Raw genomic sequence first — 17,535 nt, 5'->3', positions numbered from 1 at the left:
TATAGATACCTGTTCCTCCCCTGGCTTATCTCCTGTATCTCCCTTAAATCGATCTTTAGAAAGGGAATGTATGAAAGTACATATGGGTGAGAATACTGGTAAAATTCTATATAATTCCCAACAAATACAGCCTTTGCATCTATATATTTCTCATGTATCAAACCCGAAATAACATCAAACTTCTGATCTTTTACAGAAACATTGAACCTCGCTGTTGCATCACTGATATTAACAATCTGGTCAGGGAGATATTTAGGAATTTTGCTTAGAATTCTCAGTTCTGAAAAGTGATTATAATACACAAAGGGAAACACTGTGATTGAAACTCCCACTATAAAGAATAGTGCAGTGTAGGTCAGGAATATAAGAAAAAACTCCTTTGTGTGCAAGGAAACAAGGAGGGCAAGCACTGCCGATGCTATAAACACTGATAAAAAATAGTACATCTTCCTGATCATATATTTATAATAGGTAAAAATAGATAACAGTTTTGGTATCGAAAAAGACATAGAATGGCAAAATATTTTTATATACAAGTTTCTGATGCGTCACACATGGGAATTTCCGGCAATGGTCAAAAATACAGGAAGGACTATTTAATTTTCATTGCCGCTGTTATACTTATCCTGGTTGGCATAACTATTTATTCAGGTATTTTTCCCCCGGCATCAGTAGTGGAATCATATAGCATGGAACATTCTGACAACTGGCAGTATGGAATTATAGATGAGGGTACCATAGTAATGGTAAAAAAGGTCAACAATATTGATAATGTTATAACCTATGTCCAGGGAAGGAGTGATAATTCTTCATCCTACGGAGAGTACGGAAATGTAATACTCTACCATAATAGTGCCCTTGGTGTCATAACAATACACAGAGCTATGTTTTATTTAAGCTGGAATGGGTCTAATCCAGAAATAGAGGGATATCATAATCAATCGTATATCCACATTTATAATGACAATATAATCATGGAGGGAATAGGATATGCACATAGAAACCTGATAGTCAATGTCTCAGGTTACAAAGGTGATTCAGGGTTTATAACAGTAGGTGACCATAACCTTGCCACATTGTCAAAGGATTCTCCATACTATAACAGGACATACAACGCATATTACGCATCAGACCAGAGTATCTGGGGGATCAAACCCGTTTCCATAAATGAAATAGTTGGAAAAGCATATGGATATATTCCATGGTTCGGGCTTATAAAGCTAAATATCCTGAGATTGGAAGGGAAATGGCCAAGGCAGGATTATACAAATGTCCCAAAATATTCCTATCTGGATCTGTCCCTTTCAATAATAGCAATAATTGGTTTAATTCTATTTCCCTACAAAAAGACATATAATAAATTGAAAGGAACTCTCAGAAATTCTTAGAGATAACATCGGGCTTTCCGGCAACCTTGAGGTATACAGGCTCGCATTTGAATTCCATTGCGGCATTTTTTACCTTTTCTTTATCTTCTTTTTTAACGGTGACGAAGACATTTGTCCCACCGGTCACTATGTAGGCATTCCAGAATACTTTCTTCAATTCATCAATCTTTTCAATGAATCTCTGCATTTCATCTGTAATTATATTTACGCCCACTTCCCGTAACATTGTATGGTACTCATTAGTATCTTTTTCCCCTGCCTCGAATATGCCCTTTACGTCACCACTGGCCGCCATCTTTTCAAGTTCTTTCGACCTCAACTCGGAATCTTTCACACGATCTGCGTATTTTTCATGATTAATTATATTCTGATGTATAATATCCGACGGTTTTCTTTGCTCCGAAAATTTGCACCCCACAATTACAAAATCCTGAAATTCATCAGGCCCCAGTATTTCATCCGTCAATGATTCCTTTCCATTTGCGTGGTTAATTGTAAAACCGCCAAATAGGCTCCTTCCGGCACTTTCTGATATTTTCTGAAGGTCATTTTCAAAATTAAATATATTTATGTTGTATTCAAATATGGATTCTATGCACTCGCCTATTGCCGCAGCTCCTGCATCTGAACTTCCACTGATTACGTTTTTATTTTCTGATATAAAAGAAACCTCAGAATATTCAGGATGACGCTTAAGAATATCGTGTTTGTACTTATCTATTACAACAAATGGAGACCTTGGTGAATCAGGTGAAATTTCCTTGCCGTTAATAATACCTGATTTGGTATTTGACAGGTATAGATCAGTTTTAACATAAATTTCATCATCAAGCCCGGTATACGCTATTCCTGCGGTTGTATGCCTGGGAATTCTTTTTACATCGTCCGAAACCCCGCCTAAAAGCAATATTCCAATAGTGGGATAGGCTTTGACCTCAACATAATATTTTTCCATATTCTGAAATTGAGTATAACATAAAATCATTTTGTTTGGCTGGAGTTTAAAAATGATTGTAAACAGTGCTGGATAGTAACCTGTTCCACTTTTAAGAAAAAAACATACCTAAACAATTATTTACAAGAAATACATTAACCTGCATGGATTATAAAGTTGCAGACATAATGACAAGAGACCCTCTTTGCTATACAGTTCCCAGTTCAATTTCCGAGATAATAAAGATACTTATAAAGAATAATATAACTGGTATACCCATAAAAGATAACCAGAACAGATACCAGGGGATAATAACCAGGAGGGATATATTCTACAATCCTGACGAGACGCAGACTGCACTGGTGATGAGAAAAGCCCCAACTGTGAATGAAAATGATCCTATAAATGTGGCAGCTGGGCAGCTTTATGAACAGAAAAAACGTCATATTGCGGTTGTAAACGACAATAATGAGCTAACTGGCATACTCACACCACAGAATTTTTTGAACATAATAAGGGAAAAATACGCTAAAGTCAAGGTAAAGGAAGTAATGGAATACATTTCTGTGCCGTGCTGGGAAGATACTCCACTGTCTGTTGTTCTGTTAATGATGAACCTTTCTCAGATATATTCTTTTCCGGTTGTTAACAGAGCAGGAAAATTTACCGGTCTCGTAACCGATAGAGATATATTCGACAAGGTAAAAATGTATCAGACTCTTGAATCCACAGAATCTGGAATAGCAGATGACGAAGATCCATGGTCCTGGGACGGAATAAAGAATGTGTTCACATATTTCATTGCAAAATCAAATATTACTGTACCGGATATCCCTGTAAAAAAGCTCAAGGTAGGCAATCCACAGGTTATTTATATGGAATCTGATTTAGAGGATGCAGTGAAGCTAATGGCACAGAAAAATTACAACCAGCTCCCTGTACTTACTGGCCATGGGGATATATACGGCATGCTATATGATATCGAAATAATGAAAATCCTCAAGGATTAAAATGTACGAAGACATAGTTGAACTGGCAAAACGAAGAGGTTTTTTCTGGCCATCATTTTCAATTTATGGTGGATTTGCCGGCTTCTATGATTATGGGCCACTGGGGGTACTTCTAAAGGACAATATAGTTAAAATATGGAAGGAATCCTATCTTGAGGATGGAGCAATATTGATAGATACACCTAATGTCACACCTGAACCGGTTTTCAGGGCATCTGGTCATATTGCCAGATTTTCTGATCTTGCAGCCGAATGCGATAAATGCAAGACCAAATTCAAGCTTGAAACACTATTGTCCTTTAATCATGTAAGTACCATTCCATCCAATTTGGAGGAAGCCCGAGAAGTTGCCTCAATAACTCTATTGAAATGTCCCATATGTGGTAATATTGTTGATAATATATACGATTTCAACCTTATGTACAGAGTATCAGGTGATTATTACCTACGGCCCGAAACTGCGCAGGGTATCTTTGTGAATTTCAAGCTCCTTTACAATTACAACAGGGGAAAGCTTCCCATGATTGTTGGGCAGCAGGGAAAAGGCTTCCGGAATGAAATATCCCCCAGGCAGAGCCTTATTAGGCTGAGAGAATTCAACCAGTGCGAGATAGAGGTTTTTCTTGACCCGGGAAATATGGAATTTAAAAGTCTTTATGATTACAAAAAAATCAGGATCAAACCAAATACAGGGGAAGAATTATATATTACAGTAAATGAAGCTTTCCAGGATGGACTGATCAGCAGCCAAGCTTTTGCATATTTCGTGCTAAAGACACAGGTTATACTGGAAAGCATAGGAATTGACAGCAGCAAACTGAGATTCAGGCAGCATGATCCTGATGAGCGGGCACATTATGCTGCTGATTCGTGGGATGCTGAGGGCTTAATAGACGATGAATGGTTCGAAATCGTGGGAATTGCTAACAGAACAAATTTTGACCTTAACAACCATCAGTCCAGTTCTGGAGAAACAATGAAAGTGAAAATAGATTCCAGAGAAGAAATTCCATACGTGATAGAGCCTTCATATGGAATAGACAGAATATTATTGACCTTACTGTCACAGTCTCTTGTGAAACGGGATGGAAAGAATGTTCTCAAAATTCCCTATGAAATTGCGCCTTACCATATTGCAGTGTTCCCACTGATGAAAAAGGAGAATCTTAAGGCCAGGGCAGAATATATCTATACTGAATTGAAGAAATTTGATAAGTACATAGTGTATGATGAGGCTGGAACAATAGGAAAACGGTATGCAAGACACGATGAGATCGGGACTCCGTATTGCATAACTGTGGATTATCAAACACTTGAAGATGATACAGTAACTGTTAGATCAAGGGATACCACAGAACAGAAAAGACTGGAAATAAAAGAAATTCTGGACAGTAAATTCATAAAATCATATATTTATAAAAATTAAGGTGTTATTTGTCCAGTATTGTTATGCGTTTTTCTCTTTTATTCTTATATTCTATGGTAGTTCTGTATTTTGATCCGCCCCTTTTGAATAGGACATCTGTGTTTCCCTTCATTTCTGAAACTGCCCTGATAAGATCCCTCATAGACCTTATGTTTTTTCCACCGAATGCAGTTATTACATCCCCGGGCCTTATTCCAGCTTCGTAGGCAGGAGAATAGGGATCTATCCTGGCTACCATCACACCATTTTCAGAGATAAGTCCATACCTCTCAGATACTGATTCATTTATTTCTATTCCTGAAATTCCTATATAGTTTCTGTTGACTTTGCCGGTCCTGATCATATCATCAAGTTCTTTTTTCACCGTGCTTATGGGTATAGAAAAACCAATTCCGTTTGCCTGCGCTATTATTGCAGTGTTTATTCCAATAACCTTTCCAGTCATATCAACAAGAGGTCCACCACTGTTTCCAGGGTTTATTGCCGCATCTGTCTGCAAAAGCCCCTCAAAAATAAAATCTGCCCAGGGCATAGGCCTGTTTTTTGCGCTTATGACACCCATAGACACTGTGTGCCCTCCCGGAAGGCCGAGGGCATTGCCTATAGCCAGGACTATTGATCCAATCCTTATGTTGTCGGAATCACCCAGTTCCATTACAGGAAAGTCATTACCATGTATTTTTACAAGTGCGACATCGGTTTGTGGATCAGTACCCGCAATTTGCCCCTGATATTTCCTTCCATCGTTGAGAAGTACATCTACGGTTTCAGATCCCTCTATAACATGGTTGTTGGTAAGAATGTAACCATCCTGGCTTATAAGGAAACCTGAACCGGATCCTTTTACTGGGGTCATGCCATATCCAAAATTCCCACTGTATATGGTACTATTTATGCTTACAACAGCCCTGCTCGCATTCTCCGCTATTTCAACCATATTGTTGTTCAATTCTTCTATCTGGTTCATGATAAGAGAATATAATGCATGTTTAAATATTAGAAAGTATTATAAAATCAATTAGGTGAGTTTGAATTGACCTACTTAGAATTAAAGGAGATAGGTTCAGGAAAGGACTTTCTCAGTAAATATTCAGATATTATGCGTCTCTGGGCTGTACCAGTTATTCTATCCATCGGTAGAAATGGAGAGGCAGGATTTAACCAGATTAAAAGGGAGGTGAAGGGAATTAATTCCACAACACTTTCGTCGACACTGGGAATGTTTGAGAAATATGGGTTTCTGGCCAGGGTAATAATACCTTCAAAACCGGTACGGGTTAAATATTCCCTGACAGAGAAGGGAAGAAAATTCTATGGAATTTCACTGGATCTCGCTTCAATGATTGAAGATCTATAAATGGCAATATAATATTTAACGAAATATTTTGCCTATCTTTGCCCCACCTTAACACTACAGTTCAATTGAAAATTTTACCAACGAAGTTTATCTCCCTGTTTTTCTCCATTGCTTTGATAGTAATGCCCGAATCTGGCAAGATCGTTATCCTTTCTATAGTACCTTATGGCGCTGAGATCATAGACAATACCTGAGGAACCGAATTCCTTCACAATACATTTTGATATGGGTCTCTGCAGTACCGAGGCAATATGTGGACTTTCGGAACCGATGAAATTTACCAGATCACGGTTCTCCTTCAAAGATACCATCTCTCATACCAGTATGCAGTTCTATGGACCCTGTTGAACCGAACATGTCCATTGCGGAGAGTTCAACTATCCTTCTTGCCACTTCCATCATGTCTGGAGTCCCTTAATAACAGGTATGAAATCGTCAATTATTCCAAAATTCTCTGCATAACGGTACATTATGTATGGTGCAGATTCTACGATCCTCCCTACCTTCATTCTCTTCTTAGATTCTTGGATCACCGTCTTTCCGTCAACCATGATCTACTTCCCAAGATACACAGGATCCAGTTTCACATTTTTAGTTCCCTTTACTCTGTGGTTTGTCACACGGTAATCATAGATACTTTTTCCTTTTGGAAATCTTCGAATGAATGCCATGTAGTGTTAATTAGGGGAAAAGATAGGCTGTATACGGTGTTGCACCTGTCCTGCTGAAGAACGTTGGAAGGATAGAGGGTTTTCTGTTTGTGTACTTCCTTGCCCTAATGATGGAGAGCCTCATAGAGTGTGTGGTCAGGAATAACATGATGAAAGAGAACAGGAAATCCATACAGATATACCCGGAATTCAAGTCATGTAAATCACCGACAACGGACAGGGTACTGGCAGACTTCTCCCTGGTGCGGTTGAACTGGATCGAGGCAGGAGGAAAGATCGTGAAGAAATTCCTGCCGGAACTGATACAGAGGCAGAAAGATCTACTGAGTCTGGCTGGTGTTCCAGTGGACTCATATCAGCATGGCTGGAATGCCATTCCAGGCAGTTGCGAAATTCGAGGGTAAGGATCTAAATTCATGCGGAAAGTAAGATTTATATACAATATATTATTACTATTATGGATTCAAATATTTTAAATCCTACATATAAGGAGTTGATTGCCATGGAGAAGTACCGTAACAATAGTACGGGAATAAATTACAGCGATAAACACAGAAATAACTGGCTTAAGGCAATAATATCAATATTTGCAATAGCAATGTTGCTTGGTATGATGGGAGTACCAATATATAATGGAGTATTAGCTTTGGAGGAAAATGCAATGCCGTACCAATTTGGAAATAGCCTAGAGGCAACAACTGCAACAAGTGGGCATATGGGAGATATAGTATGGTATGAAATGACACACTCTGGTGCAAAACCTTCCGTTGCTGCATTGACATCAGATATAGATGGTGCATTGGCAGCGTTTGATCTATCTGTGTTGGCCGTTGTTGTCCCTCTAATTGCAGATGCCATAGCGGCCTCAGGAGCGATAACCATAGGTTCAATATCTGATATAATACTGACAACCATTGCTGGCATCTCACTAGGACCAATTTCATTGGCAGCTATAGGTGCATTAGCTGGTGCAATTGTAGGTTATTAATTTTATTTTTTTATGTGATTCTATGAAATCTAAAATTGCAACAATAATTTACTACCTATTACCATTAATCATTGTCGACGTGTCGTTATATTTTATTTCAGGAAGTATAATACCCCAAAGGTTCACACAGGTATTTGGTTTAATTTCCATAGCAATATCATCTATCTTTATCGGAATTTTCCTGTATGGTTTTACGAAAACTTTTGGTACACCAAGCGACAAAACATATGGCGCCAATAATAAAAACCTGTATAGTAAAATTTTTCCAGAAATTAACTTTGAATTATGCCAAAAATATTCGAATAAATATAAATCTCTAATTGGTAAAGATATAAGTATATACACATTCAAACACACAGATGATATGCCTTTTGCCTTTCTTATAGAAAATAATGATAAACCAGATATTTACATAGAAGAGGATTTTATAGATAAATTATCCAGTAATGAAATGGATATACTTTTACTTCATGAACTTGGCCACTATAAAGCCCACCATGAAAGAAAAAAAAATACAAGCGTCAAAATTTTTATTTTTTCCTTGCTGTTACTCATACTTTCATATACACTTTATCTCAACACAAACTCAATTATTTTCTTCTATGCTTTTGCATTATTCTTCCCTGGTTTAGCAATTGCAATAATTGTATATTTAGTGATATTGATCTCAATGGAGCAGATATCTGCCGATAGATTTGCACTTGGATATATGAAAGACAGTGAAAACTACTTAAAGTTCCTAGAGAAGCTTAAATTATATACAAACTCCGCCTATTATACTGAGAAGCAAAAGAAATATGCAATGAAAGATCTAGATAGGCGTATTAAAAAAATCAAAGGTGTTAAATGAAGCTAATGGATATAAGTGAAAGGTTTATAATTTACCTTACGGAACAGTCATTCCTGATATCATTAACATCATTGATAGCCATGACATTAAATCTCAAGGCTGTTTTTCTGGGATTCTTCATTGCCTATAAAATAGATTTTATTATGGGATTTTCCCATATTTTTGATACTTATTCAGGTATATATAATCTGATTATCCTTTTTGTTCTTTCTTTTGTGTATTATTCTACATAATGAATGGGACAATGATACTATTCCAGTTTACAGAGAGAACTGATCATAACACCGTGAACAAGTTCATGCAGAAGTTCTATGGACAGGATTCAACCTCATGGAATGGTAAATATAAGTACCACGGGCATGGTTTCATGGAGAACATACCTCATAGAAAGCTTCTGAGAGGAGTTATGATACTAAGGAACGAAGATGTTGCAAATGTACTCAATTTCCTGGAACAGTATTCCCTGACACTGCACGTCAGGGAGGTGAAACTGACTTCGGTTGATGAAAAAATCCTCAGAGGTACCCACGAATAATATTGTCCCAAAGCTTATGGCAACGAAAGGTATTTATATTGGAAATTCCTAAGTTGCTTTTATATGGTAAAATTCATCAGTAATGCCAGATATATAACAATTCTGATGGCAGTTATGCTATTTACAGGTACCTTTACCTTTTTTGTCATGTCTGTCAGCTTGTTGTACATAAATATCATCGGCATATTTGTCCTACCTCCCTTATTTTCAGGAGTCATGACTGCAATTGTATATAGTATACTGAGGAAGGCAAAAATTAGGGGTAAAAGGGCTGCAAAATATTTAATAATTGTGCTGGCCATGTTCTACATACTATTTGAGTCCTTATTTACTATGATAATTATTCATACAATAGAGATGGTTGTGCTTCTAGTACCATTAGATCTGGTGATACTGTCGCTCCCGATGTATATAAAATTTAACCGGGGGAAGAGCCAGCCTGATGTTGGTGAGTATAGTCCTGATCTGACATCAAGGCTCTCATCCCTTCTCGGCAATGCCTCTCCCGAGGTCTATATCAAAAATGGCCCCTTGTTAAGGATGGGAATTGTCACCGATGGAGATCCGTGGAAAATAATAATTTACAGACACACAGTTGACAGAATCAATGATGAGGAAATGGAGATGGTGCTTCTTGAATTATATTACAGAAAAATGAATAACACCGGGAAAAAATTATTATCTATCTCAACCGGACTTTTCACAGCTCTGGTAGATGGTTTTATCATATCATATATAGTTGCAATGAATGTAAGTGCCAGTTATGCATTTTATGTTATAGGAGCACAGTCTTCCCTGTTTGTTCTTATTCTCCTATTGCCCTATATATTATCCAGAATTATTGCCAACCAGAACAGCAGTATCGACCGCAAAATACTTAAAATAAATGGAAACAGAATGGCACTTATTTCACTCATCCAGAAGGAGAGTAACTATGAACCACCTGGAACAATGACGCAGTTCCAATATAACCGTTTCAAGAAAAGACAGACAAGAAATGCAGAAAGACGGATAAAAAATCTTGACAGTACAGATTAATCAACACTTGCTTTCTCATTGCTGCCAAGCTTCAGAAGTACTTCACGCTCGGTCAGTGTTCCTGTGCATTTCCCTGCTCCATCCAATATGGAAAGTATATTTACATTATTTTCCTTCAGTACCCTAACAGCATCGGTAACATCATCGTTAATGTTTACGCTGACAACCTTTTCAAGGTGCATCTGATTCACCTTGCCCCGCTCTATGGCATCCTTTGGAAGCAATAGTACGTCTATGACATATAATGTCCCTATGGGCTTCATGTTGTCATCAATAACAATGGCATATGGCACATTTTTGGAGAGCAATTTTTCCAGCACAACCTTCAATGGATCATTAATTCCCACAATCATGTCTAACCCGGTATTCTGGCATCCATTACCTTTATGTTCATGAGATTTTCAGCGAGTATTCTTCCCTCTTTGCTTATATCCATCATATCATCAGATGTTTTCATGGCAATTGCCTTGACCTCGGACAGTATAAATCCAACCACAATCCATATGAGAAACAGTGATGTATACCATGACACTGTTGAATAAGCAGAATATACAAGGACAATTGAACTTATTATGGCGCCCACAAGTGCCAGTATTACTTCCTTGAAATCAACAATATAGCTATAAATACCCTTTTTTGTCCTTGAGATAATCCGCCTTCCCCTCCTGAGACCTATACGTATAAGTGAGAAATTGGCACTGACGTGTATAAACAATCCCCCAAGAGCTGCAATGGTTCCCAGGAAGATAAATGCAGTTTCAACAGAAATATAGTGCATAATTAACAATGGCAGCACTACCATTATGGCGCTGACCGCACCTGTGGCAACAATGGGGTTGTCTTTAACCTTTTTGGCAAAAATCGGGGGAAATGATCTGTCAAATCCCATCCTGAAAAATGTTCGTGATGCAGCAGATCCAAACGAAAGAAGGGCAAGGATTGCATCATTAATGGTTGCAATGGCAACAGCATAATAGAGATATATGCCATATTTTCCAAAATCATTCAGGATAATTCCTATAACCGGGAGCTTGTCACTGGTAGGGATCAGTATGTGGTTCTGGAGAATAAGGTTGGCAAATGCATATATCATTAATGTTGCAAGTGTTCCTCCTATGAGTATTACTGATATAACACTTTTACCTACAACTTTCTTGGGATTTGATATCTCACCTGATACTGGCGCAATTGATCCATAGCCTGTAGGAATACCCATTGCAAATAGTATTCCAAGTGCAAAATCTCCACCAGATATATGGTAAACGGCAGGATTAGGTATGTATGCCGCTCCCCTTGTCATTACAAAGGACAGTATGACTATAAGCACCATAAGGGATATTTCAATGGCTACAGCATATAATGCGTATTTTGCTGAAAGCTTTATTCCTATAACAAGAAATGTTATTGATGGTACCATTATAAGAAGGAAGGCATAATACTCGGAAATTCCCAGTACAGTTACAATAATGAATATAGCACCGGTAAGATATGCCAACGCGTAAAGTATGGAATAAAATATATACATCCATCCTGTATCAAATCCAATCCTGGCAGAGAGTGCCAGAAAGGCGTATGTATAATATCCACCAGAAGAAGAAAAACGTTTTGAAAGCTGGGTAACGGAAAGCCCGTTTACTAGAACAAGAAACATTCCTATTATCATTACAATTGGTGCATCATATCCTGCTAAGGTTATTGCAAATGCCGCATATGTGAGTATGCTGAGAAGGGGAGACATGCCGCCAAAGGAGAGGAAGAACACGTCTTTAAAAGTCAAGTGCCTTGTGAGTTCACCACTGGAAGTTGGTGTTTCTGTCATTTATTCGTTAGTATTTCAAAGTTATAAAAGTTTATCCTTTGTGGTTTTATATATTTTAAAAATTATAATTTTAGCACGGTGGTTATTTTGGATTTCAGGAATTCGTTGTCTGTTATATCCTCTATATATCCAATAAAACCATTGATAATAAGGTTCTTGGCCTCATCTTCGCTTAATCCCCTGGATCTTAAATAGAATATCTGTTCTGGATCAAGGCTGGAAATTGACGATGAATGCTTTGACTTTGTATCATTATTTTTTATAAGCAGTGCAGGTTTAGAATTGCCCTTTCCGTTTTCAGACATAAGCAGTATGGCAGATCCATAAAATCCGGATGATTTTACACCTTCCGGTTCAATATCTATATTTCCCCTGTGCATTGTTGAACTCCTGTCTAACACAACACCCTTTATGTTTATATCACAGTTGGAGTATTTTCCATACTGCAGACTTGAATCCCATATATCCATCTCCTGATCTCCTCTTGAAATATTGACACCATAGGATCTCATTGTAGTATTGTCATACATTTCGCTTTCATGGTTGTAGAACACCTTTTTTGCACCGGTATTGACATCTATTATCCTAATTTCGGCATTATTGTAAAGCACCGGCCTTACATAGGTAAGATTCACAGTATCCTGTCCCTCATCCTGGATATAGTTGTATTTTACATGAGAACCTTCCTGGCAGAAAATGTATATATTCCTGCCGTGAACGCCATTTCCACTGTTATGTTTCATATAAAGATCGGTTATTTCCACAGATGAGTTTTTGCCTACTATAATGACATTCTTAACGGTAAATGATGCGTTAGAATCCTGTATTGACTCTATTTTTAACTCAGTATTCGTATTATCCGGAACATGGATAAAATAACCGTTTTCATATGAAAAGTTTATGAGGTATTCTCTGTTGTATTTTCCAAACTGACGATCTACGTACTTATCGAACAGTTCTTTTTTCTCAAAAAAGGCATTTTTCATATTGGAAATATATACATCTTTTTTTTCACTGCCTATGATAAAATCAGAATCAGTTACAACTAGATCATATCCGCTATCTATTTTTTCTTCTCTCTTAATGGCAACTGAGAGTTCACCATATGCCATTCTTTCCAGATCTTTTTCTGTTATATTCACATAGGTTTTCTTATCGGGGCTTTCCTTGTATGAAGGGTCAGGATATTTAAGATAATTGATATAAGCCTGTTTTCTGTACTCTATGTCAAAGTCTCTGAATCTGTCATTTAATGTTTCCAAATAATTTTCAATCATAATAATCACCTTAAAAAATGAATAAAAATGAGCTTATCCCACAGCTCCCATTTTGGACATTTCCAGCTTTACAAGCCTGTTCATTTCAACGGCAAACTCCATAGGTATCTCCTTCATAATATCATCCATGAATCCGAGAACTATCATAGAAGAAGCCTCATCCTCGCTCAGTCCCCTGGATCTCAGGTATGTCAGTTCATCTGTACCTATTTTTCCCACAGTTGCTTCATGGCTGAACTGAGCTGTGGGCTCATAGATTTCATCGTATGGATACGTGTAGTTCTTGGAATCATTGTTTATAAGCAATGCATCGCACTGAACATGGCTCTTTGCACGTTTGGCTCCCTCGTTCATTCTCACAAGTCCCCTGTATGCCGTGACTCCGTTATCAAGGCTTATGGATTTAGACACAATTCTGGATGTGGTATCAGGAGCAAGATGCAGCGCCTTTCCACCAGCATCCTTGAATGTGTCCTTTGTTGCAAGGGTAATCTGAAGGTTGGAGGTAGATGCGCCTCTTCCCCTGAGATATGATGAAGGATATATCATAGTCACCTTTGATCCAAGTTCACCTGTTACCCAGTCCATATGTGCGTTTTCATCAACCCACGCCCTTTTTACTGGAAGGTTATAAACACTATCAGACCAGTTCTGAACACTGGTGTACTTTACATCCGAATTCTTTCTGGCATATATCTCCACTATGGCAGTATGCAGTGAGCTTGTATTGTATTTAGGCGCGGTGCAGTTATGCACAGCGAATCCTTTCACCAGATATGAATCATCTGTTTCCACTTCCAGATTGTAGACTAAATCGTTATATTCTTCATGTTCTATTTTTCTTATGGGAACATAGTAATAATTATCCTTATGCCTTACCCTGCGGAATCTGGCATTTTCTGTATACTCTATGATATACTGATCCTTTCTTTTTATTGACCTGCCATTTATCACGTCTTTAGAAGATGGCCTTACCATTATGCTGGCAAATATATTATTTCTTGACAGGATTTCCTGTAACTGCAATGCAAGGATTTTGCTTGCTGTGCTTCCTCTTACCATCTTTGATTTGCCTTTCTTGATATATACATTGCCATTGCCTTTTAGATAATAATCTATCAATAATTTCTGTTTTTCAGGTGGTAATTTCATTATTTTTTCAGAGAATGTTTTTTTATCTGCGTATTTTCCTGCATTGTTGAGACAGAAGTCTATTAATGACTTTGAATAAGTCGAAACTGTGTAATATTTGTTATTTGCCTTAAATATATTTACCTGCTCGTCTTTTTCACGTATTATGTTATATAACTCATATGCAAGTTCTCTCTCTTTTTCTGAATAACCGAATGAGAATGACATCTGGGATAAATTTAATGATTTATTAAATGATATTGATCCTTCGGCTGTATAAAGGCCAAGAATTTTCAGCATTGATTCATCTACTGAATTATCATCCTGAACTTCTAATGGGGATACATAGACAATAAAATCACCCTCGCTTAATTCATCAGTTCTTCTGTATTCCGGTACCGCATTCGTTAATTTTTTTGTTGATATTTCATAGTGACCGTTTCTTATTCTTGAGAATACATCATCTTTTTTTATGCTTAAAACAGGATGCTCGGATGTTGCTCTGAAAGCATTTCCTGGTGATAATGGTATTATTTTATACATAAATCCATTATATGGATGAACATATTTACGGGTTATACTCCTTTTGTTCCCTGTATTTGAAACAATCTTATCATCGGTAAATAATTCATTTATTGTTACAAATTTATCACCCTGGCTTATAAGTTCATCATCTGGAAGGCAACCCTCAATATAATGCACTTTTGCACCCTCATCTGCCACCACTATTGTGTGTTCGAACTGTCCACTCTGCTCTCCGTTCATTCGGAAATATGTCTGCAATGGCAGGTCTATAGTGACATTCTTAGGTACATAGAGGAAAGAACCTCCTGACCATACAGCACCATTCAATGCAGCGAACTTATTATCGCTAGGTGGTATTGCCTTACAGTAGTAATCCTTTACAAGGTCTGGATGTTCCTGTACAGCTGTATCAAGGTCCGTAAATATTACTCCCTTATCTTCCCATTCCTTTCTCAGGCTTCCATATACCCCTTCACTGTCATACTGTGCAACGGAGCCAGCAAGATATTTCTGCTCCATCTGAGGTATTCCCAGTTTATTGAATGTCTCCTTTATTTTATCAGGTACATCATCCCAGTTCTTTGCCTTCGTTTCCCCGGGCTTTGAATAGTATGTAAGATTATCGAAGTCAATTCCAGAAAGATCTGGCCCCCATGTAGGCATTGGTTTAGACAAAAATATTTCCAGTGCCTTGAGCCTGCTTCTTCTCATCCAGTCCGGTTCATGTTTTATATCCGAAATCTCTTCCACAGTTTTCCTGTTAAGTCCCGTCCCCGTAGAGTATACAGGATTTATTGTGTCGTGAAATTCGAAATCGGATTTCTTATTATGCTTTAAACTTTCAGTAAGTTTTTCTATTTCCTCATCTTTGTTGTAGTCTTCCATTTTTATCACTCCTTTATCCAGTCGTACCCTTCATTCTCTATTCTGTCAGATACTGTTCTGTCTCCATTCATCACTATCTTTCCGTCCTTCAGGACATGGACGAATTCCGGGATAATATCCTTTAAAATTCTCTGGTAATGTGTAATTATCAAAAAGCCAACATTCTGATTATACATTTTTTTTATTTCTGCTGATACTAGTTTCAGAGCATCAACATCAAGCCCTGAATCGATCTCATCTAAAATAACTATTTTTGGTTTAAGTATAACCATTTGTAACACTTCAAAGCGTTTTCTTTCACCACCAGAAAATCCATCGTTTATTGACCTGGATATAAATGACTCATCTATATCAACATCCTTCATTACTGCTTTTACCATGTTGAAAAAGTCCTTTAAAGACATATTCTCCTCAGGATACAGGTTTTTGTACGCCATCCTGAGAAATGATGATATTTTCACACCACTCACGGTTATTGGATTCTGGAATGCAAGAAATAATCCTGCCTTTGCACGGTCTTCCGGTGGAGCATTTGTAATGTCTTTTCCATTAACCATGATTTTTCCTCCCGTGACTTTATAATTAGGATGACCTATAAGTACCTCACCAAGGGTACTTTTCCCGGCTCCGTTGGGACCCATCAATGCATGTATTTCCCCAGAATTAATAATAAGATCTATGCCCTTGAGTATTTCCTTACCCTCTACCTCAGCCTTAAGGTTTTTGATTTCAAGTACTGTGTTTGTCATTACAGATTCATTACAAATAGGTATTTAAACATTTTATTATGTATAATGTAACTAAAATACATATAAGTATAAATATTACATTATAATATATAATTGTGGTTGTATGGAAGAAATAGTTAATGATTATCTGGGTAATAGCAAAAGCACTATACTCAGTTCCCTGCTCTATGACGATAAAACACTTGACCAGCTGTCAGGGATTATGGGAGTGAACAAAAATGCTGTAAAAGAACATATTAGTTTTCTTGAAAGCCACAATCTTGTTTCATCATATTTTGTCAGGGCAAAAACTGGAAGACCGAAAAAATTTTACAAGTTGACTGAAAAGGGTATGCAAATATTCCCAAAACAATATATCAACTTTTCATCCATGCTTTTGAAAGAAATAGAAAGGGAGTTTGGAACCGTCAAGTTAAATGGTATTTTAATGAAGATAGCGGAGGACATGGTTAAAGAAGTGTCATCTGATAACATGTCTCTTCTCTCCTTAAACAGGGAAGAAAAACTGGAAAAAATAAGTGAATATGTAAATATCCTGAACAGACTCGGATATTACGCTAAGATGGAAGTTGATGATGATACTGTTAAAATAATAAGGCACAACTGTATATTTTATGAACTGGCAAAGACAAATAAGGATATGGTATGTGGCTCACTTGAAAAATCTATGCTTGCCGATACATTGAATGACAGGTTTAAACTCATTGAGAATTTCCCTGATGGAGATAATAAATGTGTGGTTGAAATCACACTTTCATGATGTGTATAAAAATCTTATAAGTTTCTAAATTATATTTTGCCCACTTTGCAATTCTGAAAATTGTTCATTGAAAATGTAATTGGTCTTACGGTAAGATATAGCATTTGCAAATTTATGGACTAAACTATAAATCAGACGGAAATGAATTGCGTATAAAAAATCTTATGTGCCATTTATTAATCATGGAGAAAT

At 37.2% G+C, this 17,535-nt stretch carries 21 protein-coding genes; 11 read left to right on the top strand and 10 right to left on the bottom strand.

From position 1 onward, the window contains the following. The coding region (locus AMDU4_RS07415) for a hypothetical protein (protein ID WP_021787364.1) at positions 1 to 458 on the bottom strand (458 nt) is incomplete at its 3' end. 96 nt (positions 459 to 554) lie between these two features. On the opposite strand from AMDU4_RS07415, the gene AMDU4_RS07410 reads away from it, so the two are divergent. Then, entirely contained in the window at positions 555 to 1,388 is an 834-nt protein-coding gene (locus AMDU4_RS07410) for a S26 family signal peptidase (protein ID WP_290704552.1), read from the top strand. Here AMDU4_RS07410 and AMDU4_RS07405 read toward each other — a convergent pair. After that, positions 1,375 to 2,343, bottom strand: a complete 969-nt coding sequence (locus tag AMDU4_RS07405; protein WP_021787362.1) for a mevalonate-3-kinase — start codon at positions 2,341 to 2,343, stop codon at positions 1,375 to 1,377. The genes AMDU4_RS07410 and AMDU4_RS07405 overlap by 14 nt on opposite strands. A 143-nt stretch (positions 2,344 to 2,486) precedes the next feature. Between AMDU4_RS07405 and AMDU4_RS07400 the strand changes: the two genes are divergently transcribed. Together AMDU4_RS07400 and AMDU4_RS07395 are read left to right on the top strand one after the other, a co-directional pair. Continuing rightward, positions 2,487 to 3,332, top strand: coding sequence for a CBS domain-containing protein (locus tag AMDU4_RS07400; RefSeq protein WP_021787361.1), 846 nt, complete (start codon positions 2,487 to 2,489; stop codon positions 3,330 to 3,332). A gap of 1 nt (position 3,333) precedes the next feature. Further along, positions 3,334 to 4,758, top strand: a complete 1,425-nt coding sequence (locus AMDU4_RS07395) for a glycine--tRNA ligase (protein ID WP_021787360.1) — start codon at positions 3,334 to 3,336, stop codon at positions 4,756 to 4,758. A 4-nt stretch (positions 4,759 to 4,762) separates the two neighbouring features. Here the strand turns inward: AMDU4_RS07395 and AMDU4_RS07390 are convergent, their stop codons facing one another. Beyond that, positions 4,763 to 5,725, bottom strand: coding sequence for a S1C family serine protease (locus AMDU4_RS07390; protein WP_021787359.1), 963 nt, complete (start codon positions 5,723 to 5,725; stop codon positions 4,763 to 4,765). Positions 5,726 to 5,791: 66 nt separating this feature from the next. On the opposite strand from AMDU4_RS07390, the gene AMDU4_RS07385 reads away from it, so the two are divergent. After that, the gene (locus AMDU4_RS07385) at positions 5,792 to 6,115 is read left to right on the top strand and encodes a helix-turn-helix domain-containing protein (protein ID WP_021787358.1); all 324 of its coding nucleotides are present in this window, start codon (positions 5,792 to 5,794) and stop codon (positions 6,113 to 6,115) included. 74 nt (positions 6,116 to 6,189) lie between these two features. On the opposite strand, the gene AMDU4_RS07380 is transcribed toward AMDU4_RS07385, so the two are convergent. Next, positions 6,190 to 6,426 carry a hypothetical protein gene (locus tag AMDU4_RS07380; protein WP_290704549.1) on the bottom strand — a complete coding sequence of 79 codons (237 nt, stop codon included), beginning with the start codon at positions 6,424 to 6,426 and terminating at the stop codon, positions 6,190 to 6,192. Between the two features lie 87 nt (positions 6,427 to 6,513). Then, complete coding sequence (locus AMDU4_RS07375) at positions 6,514 to 6,666, bottom strand: hypothetical protein (RefSeq protein ID WP_021787356.1); 153 nt, start codon at positions 6,664 to 6,666, stop codon at positions 6,514 to 6,516. Between the two features lie 227 nt (positions 6,667 to 6,893). Here AMDU4_RS07375 and AMDU4_RS07370 point away from each other — a divergent pair, with 227 nt between their 5' ends. From AMDU4_RS07370 to AMDU4_RS07345, 6 genes are all read left to right on the top strand, one after another. Next, on the top strand, positions 6,894 to 7,190 hold the full coding sequence (locus tag AMDU4_RS07370; protein ID WP_290704546.1) for a hypothetical protein: 297 nt from the start codon (positions 6,894 to 6,896) through the stop codon (positions 7,188 to 7,190). A gap of 53 nt (positions 7,191 to 7,243) precedes the next feature. Beyond that, on the top strand, positions 7,244 to 7,774 hold the full coding sequence (locus tag AMDU4_RS07365) for a hypothetical protein (RefSeq protein WP_021787355.1): 531 nt from the start codon (positions 7,244 to 7,246) through the stop codon (positions 7,772 to 7,774). Between the two features lie 22 nt (positions 7,775 to 7,796). Continuing rightward, positions 7,797 to 8,624 carry a M48 family metalloprotease gene (locus tag AMDU4_RS07360; RefSeq protein WP_021787354.1) on the top strand — a complete coding sequence of 276 codons (828 nt, stop codon included), beginning with the start codon at positions 7,797 to 7,799 and terminating at the stop codon, positions 8,622 to 8,624. 5 nt (positions 8,625 to 8,629) lie between these two features. Then, on the top strand, positions 8,630 to 8,857 hold the full coding sequence (locus AMDU4_RS07355) for a hypothetical protein (RefSeq protein ID WP_290704543.1): 228 nt from the start codon (positions 8,630 to 8,632) through the stop codon (positions 8,855 to 8,857). Continuing rightward, entirely contained in the window at positions 8,857 to 9,159 is a 303-nt protein-coding gene (locus tag AMDU4_RS07350; protein WP_021787352.1) for a hypothetical protein, read from the top strand. The genes AMDU4_RS07355 and AMDU4_RS07350 overlap by 1 nt, the downstream gene beginning before the upstream one ends. A 216-nt stretch (positions 9,160 to 9,375) precedes the next feature. Next, a complete protein-coding gene (locus tag AMDU4_RS07345; RefSeq protein ID WP_290704540.1) occupies positions 9,376 to 10,197 on the top strand; it encodes a hypothetical protein in 822 nt (273 codons plus the stop codon). On the opposite strand, the gene AMDU4_RS07340 is transcribed toward AMDU4_RS07345, so the two are convergent. The 5 genes from AMDU4_RS07340 to sufC all read right to left on the bottom strand — a co-directional run bounded on the left by AMDU4_RS07340 (position 10,194) and on the right by sufC (position 16,583). Beyond that, complete coding sequence (locus AMDU4_RS07340; protein WP_021787350.1) at positions 10,194 to 10,550, bottom strand: CBS domain-containing protein; 357 nt, start codon at positions 10,548 to 10,550, stop codon at positions 10,194 to 10,196. The genes AMDU4_RS07345 and AMDU4_RS07340 overlap by 4 nt on opposite strands. A gap of 2 nt (positions 10,551 to 10,552) precedes the next feature. Then, a complete protein-coding gene (locus tag AMDU4_RS07335) occupies positions 10,553 to 12,016 on the bottom strand; it encodes an APC family permease (RefSeq protein WP_021787349.1) in 1,464 nt (487 codons plus the stop codon). Between the two features lie 62 nt (positions 12,017 to 12,078). Beyond that, positions 12,079 to 13,293 (bottom strand): SufD family Fe-S cluster assembly protein, encoded by a 1,215-nt coding sequence (locus AMDU4_RS07330; RefSeq protein WP_021787348.1) that lies wholly within the window; start codon positions 13,291 to 13,293, stop codon positions 12,079 to 12,081. 33 nt (positions 13,294 to 13,326) lie between these two features. Further along, positions 13,327 to 15,834 (bottom strand): SufD family Fe-S cluster assembly protein, encoded by a 2,508-nt coding sequence (locus AMDU4_RS07325; RefSeq protein ID WP_021787347.1) that lies wholly within the window; start codon positions 15,832 to 15,834, stop codon positions 13,327 to 13,329. 5 nt (positions 15,835 to 15,839) lie between these two features. Further along, positions 15,840 to 16,583: a Fe-S cluster assembly ATPase SufC gene (sufC, locus tag AMDU4_RS07320; protein WP_021787346.1), complete on the bottom strand. Its 744-nt coding sequence runs from the start codon at positions 16,581 to 16,583 to the stop codon at positions 15,840 to 15,842. Between the two features lie 103 nt (positions 16,584 to 16,686). Here sufC and AMDU4_RS07315 point away from each other — a divergent pair, with 103 nt between their 5' ends. Continuing rightward, complete coding sequence (locus AMDU4_RS07315; RefSeq protein ID WP_021787345.1) at positions 16,687 to 17,343, top strand: metalloregulator ArsR/SmtB family transcription factor; 657 nt, start codon at positions 16,687 to 16,689, stop codon at positions 17,341 to 17,343. Positions 17,344 to 17,535 lie beyond the last annotated feature (192 nt).

The sequence above is a fragment of the Ferroplasma sp. Type II genome (genome assembly GCF_000496155.1).
Note: the sequence above shows the minus strand (reverse complement) of the source record. Positions and strands in the feature narration are given on the sequence as shown.